Source organism: Sphingorhabdus arenilitoris, from assembly GCF_042651485.1.
In the GTDB taxonomy this organism is placed as follows: Bacteria; Pseudomonadota; Alphaproteobacteria; order Sphingomonadales; family Sphingomonadaceae; genus Sphingorhabdus_B; species Sphingorhabdus_B arenilitoris.
This window is the reverse complement of record NZ_JBHSDH010000013.1, coordinates 472,559-487,563: the sequence shown is the minus strand read 5'-3', so window position 1 is coordinate 487,563 and position 15,005 is coordinate 472,559. Positions and strand designations below refer to the sequence as shown.

General features: G+C 51.9%; 15 protein-coding genes and 2 tRNA genes. 9 read left to right on the top strand and 8 right to left on the bottom strand.

The features are described 5' to 3' along the window. Window positions 1-4 precede the first annotated feature (4 nt). A complete protein-coding gene (lipA, locus tag ACFOWX_RS06490) occupies window positions 5-946 on the bottom strand; it encodes a lipoyl synthase (RefSeq protein ID WP_381422429.1) in 942 nt (313 codons plus the stop codon). 91 nt (window positions 947-1,037) lie between these two features. On the opposite strand from lipA, the gene ACFOWX_RS06485 reads away from it, so the two are divergent. The 6 genes from ACFOWX_RS06485 (at window position 1,038) to ACFOWX_RS06460 (ending at window position 5,857) form a co-directional block, all read left to right on the top strand. After that, the gene (locus tag ACFOWX_RS06485; RefSeq protein WP_381422428.1) at window positions 1,038-2,003 is read left to right on the top strand and encodes a sodium-dependent bicarbonate transport family permease; all 966 of its coding nucleotides are present in this window, start codon (window positions 1,038-1,040) and stop codon (window positions 2,001-2,003) included. 15 nt (window positions 2,004-2,018) lie between these two features. Further along, window positions 2,019-2,330 (top strand): P-II family nitrogen regulator, encoded by a 312-nt coding sequence (locus tag ACFOWX_RS06480; RefSeq protein ID WP_381422426.1) that lies wholly within the window; start codon window positions 2,019-2,021, stop codon window positions 2,328-2,330. After that, the gene (locus tag ACFOWX_RS06475) at window positions 2,330-2,956 is read left to right on the top strand and encodes a carbonic anhydrase (protein ID WP_381422424.1); all 627 of its coding nucleotides are present in this window, start codon (window positions 2,330-2,332) and stop codon (window positions 2,954-2,956) included. The genes ACFOWX_RS06480 and ACFOWX_RS06475 overlap by 1 nt, the downstream gene beginning before the upstream one ends. Then, a complete protein-coding gene (locus tag ACFOWX_RS06470; protein WP_381422422.1) occupies window positions 2,953-3,582 on the top strand; it encodes a pyridoxamine 5'-phosphate oxidase family protein in 630 nt (209 codons plus the stop codon). Before ACFOWX_RS06475 ends, ACFOWX_RS06470 begins: the two co-directional genes overlap by 4 nt. A 44-nt stretch (window positions 3,583-3,626) precedes the next feature. Continuing rightward, window positions 3,627-5,069 (top strand): sodium/proline symporter PutP, encoded by a 1,443-nt coding sequence (gene putP, locus ACFOWX_RS06465; protein ID WP_381422420.1) that lies wholly within the window; start codon window positions 3,627-3,629, stop codon window positions 5,067-5,069. An 80-nt stretch (window positions 5,070-5,149) separates the two neighbouring features. Beyond that, window positions 5,150-5,857 carry a hypothetical protein gene (locus ACFOWX_RS06460; RefSeq protein ID WP_381422419.1) on the top strand — a complete coding sequence of 236 codons (708 nt, stop codon included), beginning with the start codon at window positions 5,150-5,152 and terminating at the stop codon, window positions 5,855-5,857. Here the strand turns inward: ACFOWX_RS06460 and ACFOWX_RS06455 are convergent, their stop codons facing one another. Next, window positions 5,858-6,403: a hypothetical protein gene (locus ACFOWX_RS06455; RefSeq protein ID WP_381422417.1), complete on the bottom strand. Its 546-nt coding sequence runs from the start codon at window positions 6,401-6,403 to the stop codon at window positions 5,858-5,860. 41 nt (window positions 6,404-6,444) lie between these two features. Beyond that, a complete protein-coding gene (ettA, locus tag ACFOWX_RS06450; RefSeq protein WP_381422415.1) occupies window positions 6,445-8,124 on the bottom strand; it encodes an energy-dependent translational throttle protein EttA in 1,680 nt (559 codons plus the stop codon). Window positions 8,125-8,268: 144 nt separating this feature from the next. Between ettA and ACFOWX_RS06445 the strand changes: the two genes are divergently transcribed. Both ACFOWX_RS06445 and ACFOWX_RS06440 read left to right on the top strand, forming a co-directional pair. Continuing rightward, on the top strand, window positions 8,269-9,633 hold the full coding sequence (locus tag ACFOWX_RS06445; RefSeq protein WP_381422413.1) for a M28 family peptidase: 1,365 nt from the start codon (window positions 8,269-8,271) through the stop codon (window positions 9,631-9,633). Further along, window positions 9,630-9,878: a hypothetical protein gene (locus tag ACFOWX_RS06440; RefSeq protein ID WP_381422411.1), complete on the top strand. Its 249-nt coding sequence runs from the start codon at window positions 9,630-9,632 to the stop codon at window positions 9,876-9,878. The genes ACFOWX_RS06445 and ACFOWX_RS06440 overlap by 4 nt, the downstream gene beginning before the upstream one ends. 19 nt (window positions 9,879-9,897) lie before the next feature. Here the strand turns inward: ACFOWX_RS06440 and ACFOWX_RS06435 are convergent. The 4 genes from ACFOWX_RS06435 to ACFOWX_RS06420 all read right to left on the bottom strand — a co-directional run bounded on the left by ACFOWX_RS06435 (window position 9,898) and on the right by ACFOWX_RS06420 (window position 12,762). Then, window positions 9,898-9,974 (bottom strand) — tRNA-Pro (locus tag ACFOWX_RS06435). A 102-nt stretch (window positions 9,975-10,076) separates the two neighbouring features. Continuing rightward, window positions 10,077-10,153: transfer RNA gene (locus ACFOWX_RS06430), tRNA-Ile, on the bottom strand. 88 nt (window positions 10,154-10,241) lie between these two features. After that, window positions 10,242-11,234: a polysaccharide deacetylase family protein gene (locus tag ACFOWX_RS06425; protein ID WP_381422409.1), complete on the bottom strand. Its 993-nt coding sequence runs from the start codon at window positions 11,232-11,234 to the stop codon at window positions 10,242-10,244. Between the two features lie 28 nt (window positions 11,235-11,262). Then, window positions 11,263-12,762, bottom strand: coding sequence for a histidine kinase dimerization/phospho-acceptor domain-containing protein (locus tag ACFOWX_RS06420; RefSeq protein WP_381422408.1), 1,500 nt, complete (start codon window positions 12,760-12,762; stop codon window positions 11,263-11,265). Window positions 12,763-13,116: 354 nt separating this feature from the next. Here ACFOWX_RS06420 and ACFOWX_RS06415 point away from each other — a divergent pair, with 354 nt between their 5' ends. Further along, on the top strand, window positions 13,117-13,596 hold the full coding sequence (locus ACFOWX_RS06415) for an Lrp/AsnC family transcriptional regulator (protein WP_381422406.1): 480 nt from the start codon (window positions 13,117-13,119) through the stop codon (window positions 13,594-13,596). A 63-nt stretch (window positions 13,597-13,659) separates the two neighbouring features. On the opposite strand, the gene ACFOWX_RS06410 is transcribed toward ACFOWX_RS06415, so the two are convergent. Then, the gene (locus ACFOWX_RS06410) at window positions 13,660-14,946 is read right to left on the bottom strand and encodes a hypothetical protein (protein ID WP_381422404.1); all 1,287 of its coding nucleotides are present in this window, start codon (window positions 14,944-14,946) and stop codon (window positions 13,660-13,662) included. Window positions 14,947-15,005: the final 59 nt, after the last annotated feature.

Sequence of the window (15,005 nt, the reverse complement as noted above, 5' to 3'; positions counted from 1 at the left end):
TACTTTACGATTTTGCGGCCTTGGCCAGCTTCGCTTCGCGGGCGGCGCGCATCTGGGCGAAATCCTCGCCCGCGTGGTAACTGGAGCGAGTCAACGGGCTGGAGGCAACTTGCAGAAACCCCTTTGCGCGGGCAATTGCTGCATAGGCGTCAAAAGCCTGAGGCGTTACAAAATCGATGACTTTCGTATGGCGCGGCGTGGGCTGCAGATATTGCCCCATAGTCAGGAAATCGATATCCGCGCTGCGCATGTCGTCCATGACCTGATGCACCTCCATACGCTCCTCACCCAGCCCCAGCATGATACCGGATTTGGTGAAGATAGATGGGTCATGCCGCTTCACATTTTCCAGCAGCCTGATGGATGCATAATAACGGGCGCCAGGACGAATGGTTGGATATAGCCGCGGCACGGTTTCCAGATTGTGATTATAGACATCGGGGCGTGCGGTCACGATAGCCTCCACCGCGGCTTCGGCCTTGTTGCGGAAATCCGGCGTCAATATCTCGATGGTCGTGTCCGGCGTGTTGCGGCGCAGCGCCTCGATCACCTTCACAAATTGGCTCGCCCCGCCATCGGGCAGGTCATCGCGGTCAACCGATGTGATGACAATATGCTCCAGCCCCAATTTAGCGGCAGCAACGGCAACATGTTCCGGTTCCAACGGATCAACCATTTTCGGCATACCGGTTTTGACGTTACAAAAGGCGCAGGCTCTGGTGCATACATCACCCAATATCATCACTGTCGCGTGTTTTTTGGTCCAGCATTCACCGATATTGGGACAGGCCGCCTCTTCGCAGACAGTGTTCAAGTTCAAGTCACGCATCAATTTGCGGGTTTCATTAAACCCCTGACTCGTTGGAGCCTTCACTCGAATCCAATCGGGCTTGCGCGTCCGAGGGGCGCGGGCATCATCCTTCGCTATGCGTGTTTGTTCGTTCATAAATAGCTCACATAACGCCGACTTGTTCGCTTGCCAATGGTTTGCGGGATGCTAATGCAGGCAGCAGACTTGCTCTATTTGGAATCCGGCCATGATCGTTGATACTTTAACCTCCCCGATTATTCTGTTTTTCGTGCTGGGATTTTTTGCGGCACTCATCAAATCCGACCTGTCTATTCCAGAAGCGTTCGGCAAGGCCATGTCCATTTATCTCATGGCCGCAATCGGTTTAAAAGGCGGCATAGAAGTAGCGGAAGCAGGTTTCAGCGCGCAATTGGCGTTAGCCGCTTTGGCGGGCTTGGGGCTCAGCTTCCTTTTGCCGGTACCCGCCTATTTCCTGCTCACTCGGTTCGGTAAATTAAAACCCGTCGATGCAGGCGCGGTTGCGGCGCATTATGGGTCGGTAAGCGTCGTAACATTTGTGACGGCGCAGGAGATATTTTCCGGGCGCGGTTTGGAACCGGCCGGATATATGGTGGCTATCATGGCGTTGATGGAAACGCCCGCGATTATCAGCGGTTTGTTGCTTCTGCACGGCAAGAAGGTTGAAACCCCCGGCGCACCAAAGCAAAGCACCGCCAAATTGATGCATGAGGTATTTTCCAACGGTTCGGTCATATTGCTTGTCGGTGCGTTTATTATCGGGATTATCGCAGGCAAAGACGGGTTTGCGCCGGTTAAACCGCTGTTCGACACGGGCTTTCGCGGCGTATTGTGCCTGTTCCTTCTGGATATGGGGTTGGTCGCGGCGCGGCGGCTTATTCAATCGCGAAAGTTAACACTGCCGCTCGTGATATTGGCTATATTGATGCCGGTGGCAAATGGTATGGTCGGTGCAGTTATCGGCGTCGCCATCGGCCTTGATCCGGGTTCTGCCGCGATATTGGCGGTATTGGCGGCCAGCGCGTCCTATATCGCCGTACCCGCAGCCATGCGGCTCGCGGTGCCAGAAGCCGATCCGGGCGTCTATCTTTCTATGTCGCTCGGCATCACATTTCCATTCAACATCATCTTTGGCATAACCCTATATGCTGCGATGGTGCAGATGATGATATAGAGGGACGGAGATAACATGGTTGATACAGTCGTTCGAAAACGAATTGAAATATTGGTCGACACGCCGTTGATGCCGATCATCATCAATATGATTAAATCTGCCGGTATCTCTGGATGGAGCGTGATCCATGTCGATTCAGGGGGCGGGCGTGACGGCGAATGGCAACATGATGATGTGACAGGAGCGGCGGCAAAATCGATTTTGCTGGCCATCGCTTCGGACGAAAAAGCGCAGGCGCTGATTGACCGCATAGAGCCAATATTGGAAACGCACCGATTGCTGCTCACCGTCGGAAATGTACAGGTAATAAGAGGGGATAAGTTTTAATGCCTGAATTTGCGCATTTGTTGCAAGGTTATAAAAGATTTCGCAGTGACGGTTATATCAAACAAAAAGGACGTTATGACGAGTTAGCAAATGAAGGGCAGGCCCCGCCCGTCATGGTCATTTCCTGTTGCGACAGCCGCGTCGATCCAGCAACAATATTTGACACTGTCCCCGGACAGGTTTTCGCGCTGCGCAATGTGGCCAATCTTGTCCCGCCTTATGAAACAGGCGGCGGCCGCCACGGCGCATCAGCGGCCATTGAATTTGGCGTGACGGGCCTGAATGTCCGTCATATTGTTGTCCTTGGCCACGGAAAATGCGGCGGGATTAGTGCGGCGCTCACCGGCGGTGATTTGGGGGAACCCGGCCCCAGCTTCATTGATGATTGGATGTCGATTATCGATGAAGCCCGTGACGCGGTTGTTGCATCATGTTGTGAGGATCCGCAACGAGCGCTCGAAATGGAATCGGTAAAAGTAAGCATTGCCAATTTACGGACCTTTCCCTTTATCGCAGAAAGGGAGCGAGCGGGGCAAATTAAATTGCACGGGGCATGGTTTGCGATAGCCGAGGGACGGCTCCATGTGCTCGATGAGGCCACTGGCCGCTTTGAACCACAAGAATGACCGATATGCCGCTGCCCCTTCCTGATTATTACGATGATCTAAACGCTTGCCTCGATCATATTGAAACTGTTCTCGCCGACGGCGTGACCAACCGCAAAGCGCCGGCGCATCATCCGGTCGTCGCCAGTCTCACGCATGACGGTGCACCGACGCAGCGGGTGATGATCCTGCGCGAAATAGATTGGCAAGCGCAGCGGATGCGTTTCCATACCGATAGGCGGAGCGCCAAGGTTGGGCAGGTCGACAGCCGACAAGAAATGTCTGTTTTGATATATGACGAAGCGGCAAAGCTGCAGCTGCGCTTTGAGGGCACAGGAAGGACCGATATTGCATCAAATGCGGATGAGGCATGGACGCGGTCAACGGCCTTTGCCCGGCGATGCTACATGGCCGAGGCTGCGCCAGGGAGCGCCAGCGCATCGCCAACATCAGGCCTGCCTTCCTGGATAGAAGGCAAGCAACCGGATGAAGCGCAACTAACCGATGCCCGCGATAATTTTGCGGTCCTATATTTTGCCTTTGACCGGATCGACTGGCTCTATCTCGCCAATGCGGGGCATCGGCGCGCGCAGTTTATTTTTGATCCTGTTGCCCAAGGTTGGTCGGGACAATGGGTGGTGCCATAGCGACGTAAATTTGACATCGGTGCCCATTATGGTAGCCCGCGGCGATGCAAACAGGAACCTTGATCAGCCTCGCCTTATATTTCCTCCTGATGATCGCTATAGGTCTTTACGCTTGGCGTAAATCGACCGGCAATAGTGAGGAATATATGCTGGGCGGGCGGCAATTGTCACCGGCGGTTGCGGCGCTGTCTGCCGGGGCGTCGGACATGTCGGGTTGGCTTTTGCTTGGTCTTCCAGGCGCATTATATGCCACGGGGCTTGTTGAGGCCTGGATTGGCATTGGCTTGTTTGTCGGCGCACTGGCCAATTGGATTGTCGTTGCTCCGCGTCTTCGCGAACAAACCGAAAGCTATGGCAATTCGCTTACGATACCAGAATTTTTGGCTAATCGCTTCCCCGATCAGGCAACGGCACTGCGCGTAACATCGGCTATAATCATCGTCCTATTTTTCTCGGTCTATACCGCTGCCGGACTTGTCGGTGGCGGTAAGTTATTTGTCAGCAGCTTTGCCAGCCTGTTCGATATTACGAGCATCAGCGACTATATGCTCGGCATCTATATTACCGGCGGAGTCGTTGTAGCCTACACTATGTTTGGCGGATTTCTGGCCGTATCGCTGACCGATTTTGTGCAGGGATGCATCATGGTTGTGGCATTGGTGTTAATGCCCGCCGTGATCTTATATGACGATGGCGGTTGGACGGCGGCCAGCACAACGTTAACCGCCATTGATCCAGAATATTTGAGCCTGACAAAAGGGCTGACCTTTCTGGGTTTTGTGTCGGCGGTGACGTGGGGCCTTGGCTATTTTGGGCAGCCGCATATTATTGTGCGCTTTATGGCGCTGCGCAGTGTGAAGGATGTCCCTACTGCGCGTAATATCGGCATGATCTGGATGGGGATCGCATTGCTTGGCGCTATCGGTGTCGGCATATTGGGCCGTGCCTATGTCGAGCAAAATGGAATGCAGCTTGACGATGCAGAAACAATTTTCATCCTGCTTGCCAATTTGCTATTTCATCCCTTGATTACTGGCTTCCTGCTCGCGGCGCTGCTTGCCGCTATTATGAGCACGATAAGCTCTCAGCTATTGGTTGCGAGCAGCTCGCTAACCGAAGATTTTTACCGCCTGTTCCTGCGTAAAGGCGCGAGCGAGCGGGAAATGGTCACTGTTGGACGGCTATGCGTCTTGGCCGTTGCAATAATAGCAGCGGTGATCGCAGCCGATCCGGAAAGCGAAGTGCTAGGGCTGGTGTCCAACGCCTGGGCCGGTTTTGGCGCCGCATTTGGTCCATTGATTATCTTGGCATTGACATGGAAGCGGATGACCGGTGCCGGAGCGGTTGCCGGCCTTGTGACTGGCGCGGGCGTCGTTGCGCTGTGGATCGCCATCGGTTGGAGCAGCAGCCTTTATGAAATTGTCCCCGGTTTCGCAGCAGCGATGGCAGCAATTATTGGGGTGAGCCTGCTTACTTCCCGAGACTAACCGAAGGCCTCATAGCCAACGCGTTTTCTTAACGATTGCCTGCTATTAAGGTGCCCGATTAAGAAAATGAAAGAGCGTTTGTGGCATATTTAGATCAAGATGTGCGCGGTTATGAATGGGAGGAAACGGCTGTTCCACCCAAAAACATGCTCTTATGGAACTTCATTGGGTTTCTGTTCTTATTCCTGTTTGCAGCACCTTTCATTGTTGGCATCTCTTTTTCGGATACTTATATGCTGAAAGGCGATAATGAATTTTTTGACGATGATGTTTTGTTTGTCGCCGTTGGAATCGGAGTGGCAGCAGGAATTATATCGGCGGCTTTGGTCAGCGGATTGATCAATAGAATCGCGGTTGGGTTCGTTGTAACCCTGCTCTGCTTTGGATTTATTTCGCTGTGGTCCATTGGTGTAGTTGGGACATACCGTGAGTATCAGGCATTTCGCCCCCTGGGCTCAATCTTTGCAATGGAAGAATTTCGTATATCCGATCTGGATCGCAGCGGCCGAGGAGGACATTACGCCATCGTAAGTTCAAAAGATTTCTATAAAACGCCACGTATCCAAATTAACGCCGGTGTATATGAATTCCTACTGCCCAGAAAAGCTAAAGTCGGGGCAAGCGGCAACAGGCATTATTACGATACAGGTTACTGCGTAAACTTACAAGTTGAGCGCAACGACAGTGCCGCCCGAATCCATTTCAAGGGTGAAATCAAAGCAGAGCATGTTAAGCCCTGCCCCATATCTATTGCCAGCGCCAGCCCACTTCGCACCGCAAAGCCATAATTACGTTTTCCACTTCACCAGCTTCAGCTTTGCCAATTTATCTTTTGCAATATGCGGTTTGCGGATTTCATCAAATGTGGGCGTGCCTTGCAGAAGGCCGACATTGAGTTTCGCGTCCAAAAGCACGCATTCGCCATCGGCGGTTTCAACGTCATAAACCAATTCCGCCGATTTCGTGCCGCTCGCCATTTGCGCTGTTACCTGATGCTTACCTGGTTCGACGTCGAGCATCAGGAAATATTTGGACCGAATTTGACTATTCATCGCGCCGTCAATCGTGATGTTCATCCCTTGCTGACCGCCCACAAAGCCGTCACGCATGACATAAATTCGCGACAGTCCAGGCCTGACTTGAAAATTCCGCGCTTCTTCGGTTGAAGCCGCGTCAGCCAGTTCGCCCGACTTATTCCGCATCAAAATGACCACGACAAAGATGATCAGCGGTATCAGCAACACCATACCAAACAACGGATATTGCAGCCCTAAATAAATTCCGACCAGTAAAGCCAGGCCAAAAAATATCACATTTTTATTCGTCATCTTCATTGCAAAACTCCTTTGCTCTTCGGCCGGGGTTGGACAGAGATTTACCTTGTCATCTTTTTATACGTGGTCCGGCTAGGCCGCGTTGCCTCTTCACCCAATCTTTCAATCTTGTCTTCTTCATAGCTTTCAAAATTGCCTTCAAACCATTCGACATGGCTATCACCCTCAAAGGCCAAAATATGGGTTGCCAGGCGGTCAAGGAAGAAGCGGTCATGCGAAATTACCACGGCGCATCCTGCAAAGCTTTCCAGCGCCTCTTCCAGCGCCGACAGCGTTTCCACATCCAAATCGTTGGTCGGTTCGTCAAGCAGCAGCACATTGCCGCCTTGCTTCAGCATTTTTGCCATATGCACGCGGTTGCGTTCGCCACCAGACAGCTGGCCGACTTTTTTCTGCTGATCGGTTCCTTTGAAATTAAACGCGCCAACATAGGCGCGGGTTGGCATTTCATGTTTTCCAACCTTCATGAAATCAGCGCCATCGGAAATTTCTTCCCACACATTTTTGTTGGCGTCCAAGTCATCGCGGCTTTGATCCACGAATCCCAATTTGACGGTATCGCCAATATCTACCTCACCGCTGTCGGGGGTTTCCTGCCCTGTGATCAGCTTGAACAATGTGGATTTACCCGCGCCATTGGGACCAATGACACCAACAATACCGCCCTGCGGAATGGTGAAAGACAGATTTTCAAACAGCAGCTTGTCGCCGTATGCTTTGCTGACATTTTTTACTTCAATCACTTTGCTGCCCAGCCGTTCGGGGGTTTGGATGACGATCTGTGCCTTGCCCGGTGCCCGGTTTTCCTGAGCCTCGATCAACTGGTCAAAGCTTTTAATTCGGGCCTTCGATTTGGTTTGCCGCGCCTTTGGACTTTGCCGTATCCACTCCAGCTCATCTTTAATCGCCTTTTGGCGGCCGCTATCTTCGCGTGCTTCTTGTTCCAGGCGCTTGGCTTTCTTTTCCAGATAGGTCGAATAATTGCCTTCATAAACGAAATAGCGCCCGCGATCGAGTTCGAGTATCCAGCTGACTACGTTATCAAGGAAATAGCGGTCGTGAGTTACGAGGATCACATTGCCCTTATAATCCGACAGATGCTTTTCCAGCCACGCTACACTCTCCGCATCCAAATGGTTGGTCGGTTCGTCGAGCAGCAATATGTCAGGTTTTTCCAGCAGTAAGCGGGTCAGCGCAACACGGCGCTTTTCACCGCCGGATAAATTGGTGACAGCGCTGTCGCCAGGCGGGCAGCGCAGTGCCTCCATCGCCAATTCCAAATGGCTGTCCAGCGACCATCCATCAACCGCGTCGATTTTTTCCTGCAGCGTGCCCATTTCCTCCATCAGCGCGTCGAAATCGGCATCTTCGGGCGGATCACCCATCAGCATCGATATTTCATTAAACCGGTCGATCATGTCGGCGACGGGCCGCACGCCGTCCATAACATTTTCCTTAACGGTCTTGCTTTCGTCCAGCTGCGGTTCCTGTGCCAGATAGCCCACTTTGATATTTTCGCCGGGCCATGCCTCACCGGTAAATTCGGTATCGATTCCGGCCATAATCTTCATCAGCGTCGATTTACCGGTGCCATTGGGTCCCACGATACCGATTTTGGCATCAGGGTAAAATTGCAGGTTAATACTACTGAGCACCGGCTTGCTCGCGCCGGGGAAGGTTTTGCTCATATTTTTCATTACAAAACTATATTGGGCGGCCATGTTGGTTCCTTGCTGAAATGGGGCGGCAAATATTCCGCCAACTGTTCGGGATATGGCAAAGCCCCTAGCGTCAGGGAGCTGCACTCGCAAGTTTTGCTTTTGGACATCATTGCAATTGCCACTTTTGGCGATAATGTCCCACGAATGAGATATACAAAATTGACATTCGCCTGCGCGCTTGCGCTGTCCTCTGCCCTAACCGCGCCGGCATTTGCGGACCCGGTTCAAGATGCGTTGAAAAATGATGAGGTGGCATGGGATATCGTCGAAGGTTTAACCACAGAGATTGGACCGCGTCAGGCCGGAACCGCGGCAGAGGCCCGGGCGCGGACATGGTCAGTGGCGAAGCTTAAAATGCTGGGATTGGACAATGTTCGGATCGAAGAATATCAAATGCCCACATGGGTGCGCGGAACGGAAGTAGCAGAAGTCGTCTCACCCTTCCCGCAAAAACTGGCCATCACTGCGCTTGGCAATAGCGGCAGTACACCGGATACCGGATTGACCGCGCAAGTCGTCTATTTTGACAATTTGGCCGCTTTGCAGGCCGCCGATGATAGGCAATTGAAGGGCAAGATCGCGTTTGTAAATCATGCAATGCAGCGCACGCAGGATGGCAGCAGCTACGGCGCATTTGGCGGAGCGCGTTTCATTGGTCCCAATATCGCGGCAAAAAAAGGCGCAGCAGCGATCGTGATCCGTTCGGCAGGCACCGATTACCACCGTAACCCGCATACCGGGAATACCAATTTCGAAGCCGGTGTAACTCCGATTCCTGCAGGTGCACTATCCCTGCCCGATGCGGAAAATCTGCAACGCATGATTGCGCGCGGCAAACCTATTGAGTTGAAATTGGTAATGACGCCCCGAAATATCGGGATGCAAACATCTGGCAATGTCATCGCCGAGGTAAAGGGCAGCAGCAATTTGCCGCCTATCGTTATCGCTTGTCACCTTGACAGTTGGGATTTGGGGACCGGTGCTTTCGATGACGCGGCGGGTTGCGGGATCATTACCGCCGCTGCCTTGATAGTTAAAAAGGCGGGTCAGCCCAAACGCACCATCAGGTTGCTTTGGGCCGGTGCAGAGGAAGTGGGCATTTGGGGCGGCAAATCTTATGGTGAAAAATATAAGAATGAACCGCACGGACTCGCCATGGAATCGGATTTTGGCGCCGACCGGGTGTGGCGTGTCGATTTCAAATTGCCCGAAAACGCCGGTCAGCTTGCAGGTGATATAGCCAGCGCTCTGTCTCCGCTTGGGATATCGCGGGGCACACAGGCAGCAGGCGGCGGCGCAGATGTCGGGCCAATCATTGACGCGCAAAATTTGGCCATCATTGATTTGCAACAGGATGGCACCCGTTACTTTGATTTGCACCACACGCCGGATGATACGCTGGACAAGGTGGACAAGGCGCAGCTCCGGCAAAATGTTGCTGCATGGACCGCGGTTTTGATGAAAGTTGCGAATTATGAAGGCAGCTTGGCCTTAGAGCCAAAACCATGAGATATGCGGCCTTCACCTTGGCATTGGCGCTTACCGCTTGTTCCGATGAGGGCGCTAACCTTGAACCCACATCATCAAGCGCGGAGATAGAGGCCGAGGCCAATAGTATCGAGCAGGCTGCTGCAAAGGCAGCAGCTTTAGTAGAAGCCGACGCCAATGCAGAAATAACCGCGCAAGAAATTTCCGAGCAAAAGGATGCACAATCGGCACCGGCGTTGGAGAAAACCGCCTCAGACGGACAATAAGTCGGTATCATTGGGAAAATGGTCGGGGAGACAGGATTCGAACCTGCGACCCTCTGGTCCCAAACCAGATGCGCTACCAGGCTGCGCTACTCCCCGACTTGGAAGCTCCCCTAATGCGGAGAATTGATAAAGGCAAAACAAAATCGCCTTAACTGGTAATTTTTTATCCAAACGGGTCAATTAGACCTAATGGAGCGTTGGTGGGCCCGGAGGGACTCGAACCCCCGACCTAGCCGTTATGAGCGGCCAGCTCTAACCAACTGAGCTACAGGCCCGGTAACCAATGCTACCGAGCAGCGCCGATAGCGGAAGCCATTGGCCAATGGCAAGTGACAATGTGAATCTAAATCCAAATTGCCGCAATTAACCAAAAAAAGCTTCCTTTATTTCGCGCACCGAAATGGGTGCCACACCGTTTTTGTCCAGATGTGCAAATATGCCGTTCCACCATTGGTAGAAAATTTCCAGATCCGCTTCATTCCTCACATAATTCGTATGTCCCGGCTGCAAAGAGGGAGAATGAAACGAAAAGTTCAATATCGGCACTCCATCTTGCAAAGCGCAATCAATGCCCTCAATCGCCTTGGTCAGCGGTATGCCCTCGGGCGTTAACGCGATGCGCTCTAGCATACCTGTGCGAGCCATAATTGAACGGGAGGTTTTGGAGGACAGCATGTCCCGAAATACAGACACGCCCATCTTGCGCAAAATACCCCGAAACACGGTTGTGATGGGCAACTCCATCAATTCGCTACGCTGTATCCAATAAGGCGATAAGGGATAATCAAAATAATCAGGACCGCCTTGGGATGAATAATCAAAATGAGATCTGACCGACGTATCTATGCAGATACCCAGCTCCCTTAAAATATCCGCTGTTGCATCGCCCGCACCATAGCGCCCTGCACGGTAAATATCGGGCTTTATTCGAAAATTTTCGGTTATTGTCTCATGCAAGACTGACAATTTTTGCCGTTCCAGGGCTGGCTCCAAATTACAGGCATAGCTGTTATCCCGGTTGACTATTTCGTCGAACGGTGGATTTACCCAAGGGTGCAATTGTACCCCAATATCAGCGCGGCCATCATGGGCATAACCGCCCAACAGCTCAATCGCCCTTGGATCATTGGCCACTGGATAATCGATCAAATAAGCTGGTTTAACCCGGTGAGACTCGCACATTTGCTGAAATCGGGAAATAGCGACTACATGTTCGGTACCATGCGCACTGCGCGAAAAGGGTGCGTCCCAATCAAACTCCTCTTCGGTATCCACAGTGATCAGGAATCGAGGGCCGCCCAATTTGTTCGTATCGACAAATTGAGGGTGGGCCATGACTTTGGGAACTGCGTTCATCGCAAAATGCCCCCATTGCCAAACATGATTAGTCCTTTTCTTTGCCCCTAAATTGCAGGTCCGTTTCAAGACCAGCTGGCAGCATCAATAGCAGGCTTTTCTTTTGAAAGCGTAAATCACCATCCACATTTCGTGCAAGGTTGCGCACAAGCCGCAATGAGAAGCCAAGCCCCAGCAAAGGCGCGCTTTGATTGTCGTCTTGCTCAGATGGAATAGAGCCGAGCAGCTCCTCTTCGCTAAGCTCTTGTAATTTCAGTGGCAGTGAAAGCGTGAATTTGTTGACGATATGATGGCCGCGCTCGGTGTAAAAACGGCCGGACAATTCCTCGCCCGCTTCACAACCGATCATAATCGCAGACAAAAGCCTCGAAAAAAGGCGTTCGGCCAAATTGCTATCAATTGCAAATGGCCGCACAGGGTCGGCTTTCGCAAGGTTTAACGTTACCGATAATGTTTCGCTTAAACCGTGCAACCGCTCAGCTAACCGGTGGGCAAGCCATCCGCATTCGGTCACGCCAGAGCCGGCGTCATAACGACCTGATTCGATTTTCGCGGCCATGGCCAAATCATCAAAGCCAGACAGTAGCCGCTTTGCATCCTGCACAATATCATGCGCCAAATGGCGATATTCCGCCGATACCGGGCCAAACAACTGCTGTTCGATAATTTCAGAGAAACCGATAATCGCACCCAGTGGCGTGCGCAGTTCGTGCACCAATTGCTGTAATTGCTCACCCTGCTTCGCAGGTGCCTGTATTTGCGGGCTTTCGGCAACATTGGGGCGGCGCAATATGCCGCGATAGCCGCAAAAACGGCCACTTATATTATCAAAAAATGGCGTTGCCGTGATTCGCCATTCACCTTCGATAGCGGGCCCTCCGCAAAGCCGCATACGTGCATTTTCAAGCGGCATTCTCTGCCGAAATGCAGCGGCCCCATAGGCATCTGGCCCAGGGCTATCGTCAAACGCGGGTTCAGCAATGCCAATGCCGACAATCGCACCGCGCGGCGCGCCTTCTACCCAGCAAAACGTGCCCATATCATCCGTTTCAAAACGGATTTCTGTTATCTCACCCTCACTCTCAGCGATACGCGGAGGTGCAGCAATGGGCGCATTCCCGCTGGCCTTTTCCTCCCTGTCTTTACGCAGGCGTTCGATCCTCTCAACGATTTCGCCGATCCGCACTTTTTCTGTGCTGCCTGAGACAATCGAAGCTTTTGCAGCTGTGTCAATAATTGGAGAATCGAGCGAATGTGGCTGACTTTCTTCGGCCGCTGGCCTTGGTAAGGCAAAGTCGGCCGACGACCAATAACGCAAAGCCCGCATTGTTTTTGGGCCTAGATCCTTGCGGTTCCTTAAAAAACCGCGAGCACGTATCGGAAGGTTCGGGATGATCGCCGCCCATTCTTCATCGGATAAATTTGCGCCCGCAACGGCAGCAGACGCGACAGGAGCCAAATCAGCGGATAAAAGCTGCACCAGCGGCGCAGATTTGATCCGGCCTGATAACGATTTAACGCTCGCCAATCGGTCTTCCATTTTTGTGTGAGGAAGCAACCGGCGGGCCTGCTGCAAACCCGATATAATCGAATCTTGCGGGAAGTGCCGAGGGTTTTGAGACAAAATATCAATCAGTTGCCGCCACCTTGTCGCAACACTTATGCTATCATTCGCAGCATGACTTAAACTTGTTTGAAGGCGGTCATCAAAGCGCAACTTTACATTCTTCCCTGTGATTCAGATTTTATTTATCACCTTCAATAACCGGATTACTGGCCAGTCGATAGGGGGGAATTGACCGCGTCACACTATGGGACAATTGCATTTTGATATAATATAATTATAACCAGACGCAAATTTCATCAGGGAAATAACAACATCATGCCGAATTTGAACTTGGATCCGATAGATTTGAAGCTTTTGAAAGAGCTGCAGGCGGATGGACGCGTTACCAATGTAGATCTGGCCACTAAAGTGGGACTAACCGCTCCGCCTTGTCTGCGCAGGATGCGGACGTTGGAACAGTCAGGCGTGATAAAATCCTACCATGCCCATATCGATCCTGCGGCACTTGGGTACACCATCACCGTTTTCGCAATGGTCAGTTTGAAAAGTCAGGCTGAAGAAGATTTGAAAGCGTTCGAAGACCATGTCCGCGCGCTTCCCGATGTGCGCGAATGTCACATGCTGAACGGAGAAATAGATTTCATTTTGAAGATATTGGCCCGCGATCTTCAGTCATTTCAAGAGCTTTTGACATCGGAATTAACCTCTGCGCCAAATGTCAGCAGCGTCAAAACATCCCTCACCATCCGCACCGCCAAGGATGAGCCGGGGGTTCCGGTTCCCGATAGCATGTAAGAGCAGGTCACAATAAAGGGAGCAATAAATACCGCCCCCTTCATTGTCAGTATAGCGGCCTATTTAGCCGGCTGCGCTGGCCATTTGCTGATCAATATAAATCATCCAATATTCAGCCATTTCTTTGCGTTTTGCATCGGTCAGGCCCGCCAGTGTGGCCTTTGCCCCTGCCCAATCACCTTGTTTTGCCTTTGCCATTCCAAGACGCATCGTAACCCGAGCGGTTCGGTCTGCACCGTCCTTGTCATTGATATTGGCTTTCGTAAGAGCTAGCTCATACAGGCTTTGCGCGGTCGCATATTTGCCCTGACTGAAAAAGGCATCGGCGGTGAGCGCTATCTTATTTCCCGAAGAGCTCGCCCGCGCCTCAGCCTCGGTGGAGGCAAGGGTGCGGATATCTTCATCGGCCACACTTGCCGCTGTCTTGTAACTATCGCTGATGCCCGGATCGCTTTGTTGGATATTACCAGCAGCAATCCCTTCATCCAACACGGCCTTAACCTCAACCGGATACCGAATCGCGCCGATTGACTCTACATATAGCGCATATTCCAGTGGATATTTCATCGCCTTATTCTCGCGCATTAAACGCATGATGTCCAATGTCTGCGCTTCATTCAAATTGGCAGAGCGCATATACAGGTTCAACGCATCGCGCCAATTGCTGGCATCGGGTTGAACCTTAATCAGCATTTTCATCCATTTATTTATGGCTGCATTGTCCTGCATATTCAGTGCGTAATTTGCCGCTTGCTTCAAATAATTCGGCGGTACCGCCTGACCAGCGGCGGTTTTTGCGTCTATCCCGCGTTGAATCCATGCGGTAGCTTCAGCATATTTCTTTTGCTGCCCCAATGTCGTCGCGATCAACGATTCAATATCGGATTTGCGATAGCCAGCTTCATAAGCCCCGATTAGTTTGGGTTCAGCCGCAGCAAAATCTTTTGCATCATAATGCGCAGCCGCCAGCTCAAAATATATTGATTGCTTGGTTTCCGCCGGGGTGAAATTCGATGCGACCAACAATTCATAACCTTCTTGACGAAGCGCGGCATCATTTGTTTTTGCGGCCAATTGAACGGCAAAAATGCCAGCTTGATATTTATCATCATCATTCTTTATCGCAGCTTTTGCTGCGGGCCATGCTGCCTTTGCCTCTTCAAATTTATTGTCGACAAAGGGATTGACCGCCGGGGCATAAGCAGTGCGAAACTCGGGCGACAATTGGGGGCCGCTGCTGGCGTTCTTCGCGGCCTCGTCTTTCTTTTTGTCCTTTTTTGCGTAAGCGGCGGGCGTGATAGCCAATGTGCCAATCATAAACGCAAGGGCAAATTTCGAAACTGACTTCATTCAATTCTCTCCGTAATAGTGGGAAGGCTCTTTCCAACAAACATAACGCATGATCCGCC

Bases quoted from the DNA above. Each gene is read 5' to 3' on its own strand.
- lipA (WP_381422429.1), bottom strand. From the start codon at position 946: ATGAACGAACAAACACGCATAGCGAAGGATGATGCCCGCGCCCCTCGG.
- ACFOWX_RS06485 (WP_381422428.1), top strand. From the start codon at position 1,038: ATGATCGTTGATACTTTAACCTCCCCGATTATTCTGTTTTTCGTGCTG.
- ACFOWX_RS06480 (WP_381422426.1), top strand. From the start codon at position 2,019: ATGGTTGATACAGTCGTTCGAAAACGAATTGAAATATTGGTCGACACG.
- ACFOWX_RS06475 (WP_381422424.1), top strand. From the start codon at position 2,330: ATGCCTGAATTTGCGCATTTGTTGCAAGGTTATAAAAGATTTCGCAGT.
- ACFOWX_RS06470 (WP_381422422.1), top strand. From the start codon at position 2,953: ATGACCGATATGCCGCTGCCCCTTCCTGATTATTACGATGATCTAAAC.
- putP (WP_381422420.1), top strand. From the start codon at position 3,627: ATGCAAACAGGAACCTTGATCAGCCTCGCCTTATATTTCCTCCTGATG.
- ACFOWX_RS06455 (WP_381422417.1), bottom strand. From the start codon at position 6,403: ATGAAGATGACGAATAAAAATGTGATATTTTTTGGCCTGGCTTTACTG.
- ettA (WP_381422415.1), bottom strand. From the start codon at position 8,124: ATGGCCGCCCAATATAGTTTTGTAATGAAAAATATGAGCAAAACCTTC.
- ACFOWX_RS06445 (WP_381422413.1), top strand. From the start codon at position 8,269: ATGAGATATACAAAATTGACATTCGCCTGCGCGCTTGCGCTGTCCTCT.
- ACFOWX_RS06440 (WP_381422411.1), top strand. From the start codon at position 9,630: ATGAGATATGCGGCCTTCACCTTGGCATTGGCGCTTACCGCTTGTTCC.
- ACFOWX_RS06425 (WP_381422409.1), bottom strand. From the start codon at position 11,234: ATGAACGCAGTTCCCAAAGTCATGGCCCACCCTCAATTTGTCGATACG.
- ACFOWX_RS06415 (WP_381422406.1), top strand. From the start codon at position 13,117: ATGCCGAATTTGAACTTGGATCCGATAGATTTGAAGCTTTTGAAAGAG.
- ACFOWX_RS06410 (WP_381422404.1), bottom strand. From the start codon at position 14,946: ATGAAGTCAGTTTCGAAATTTGCCCTTGCGTTTATGATTGGCACATTG.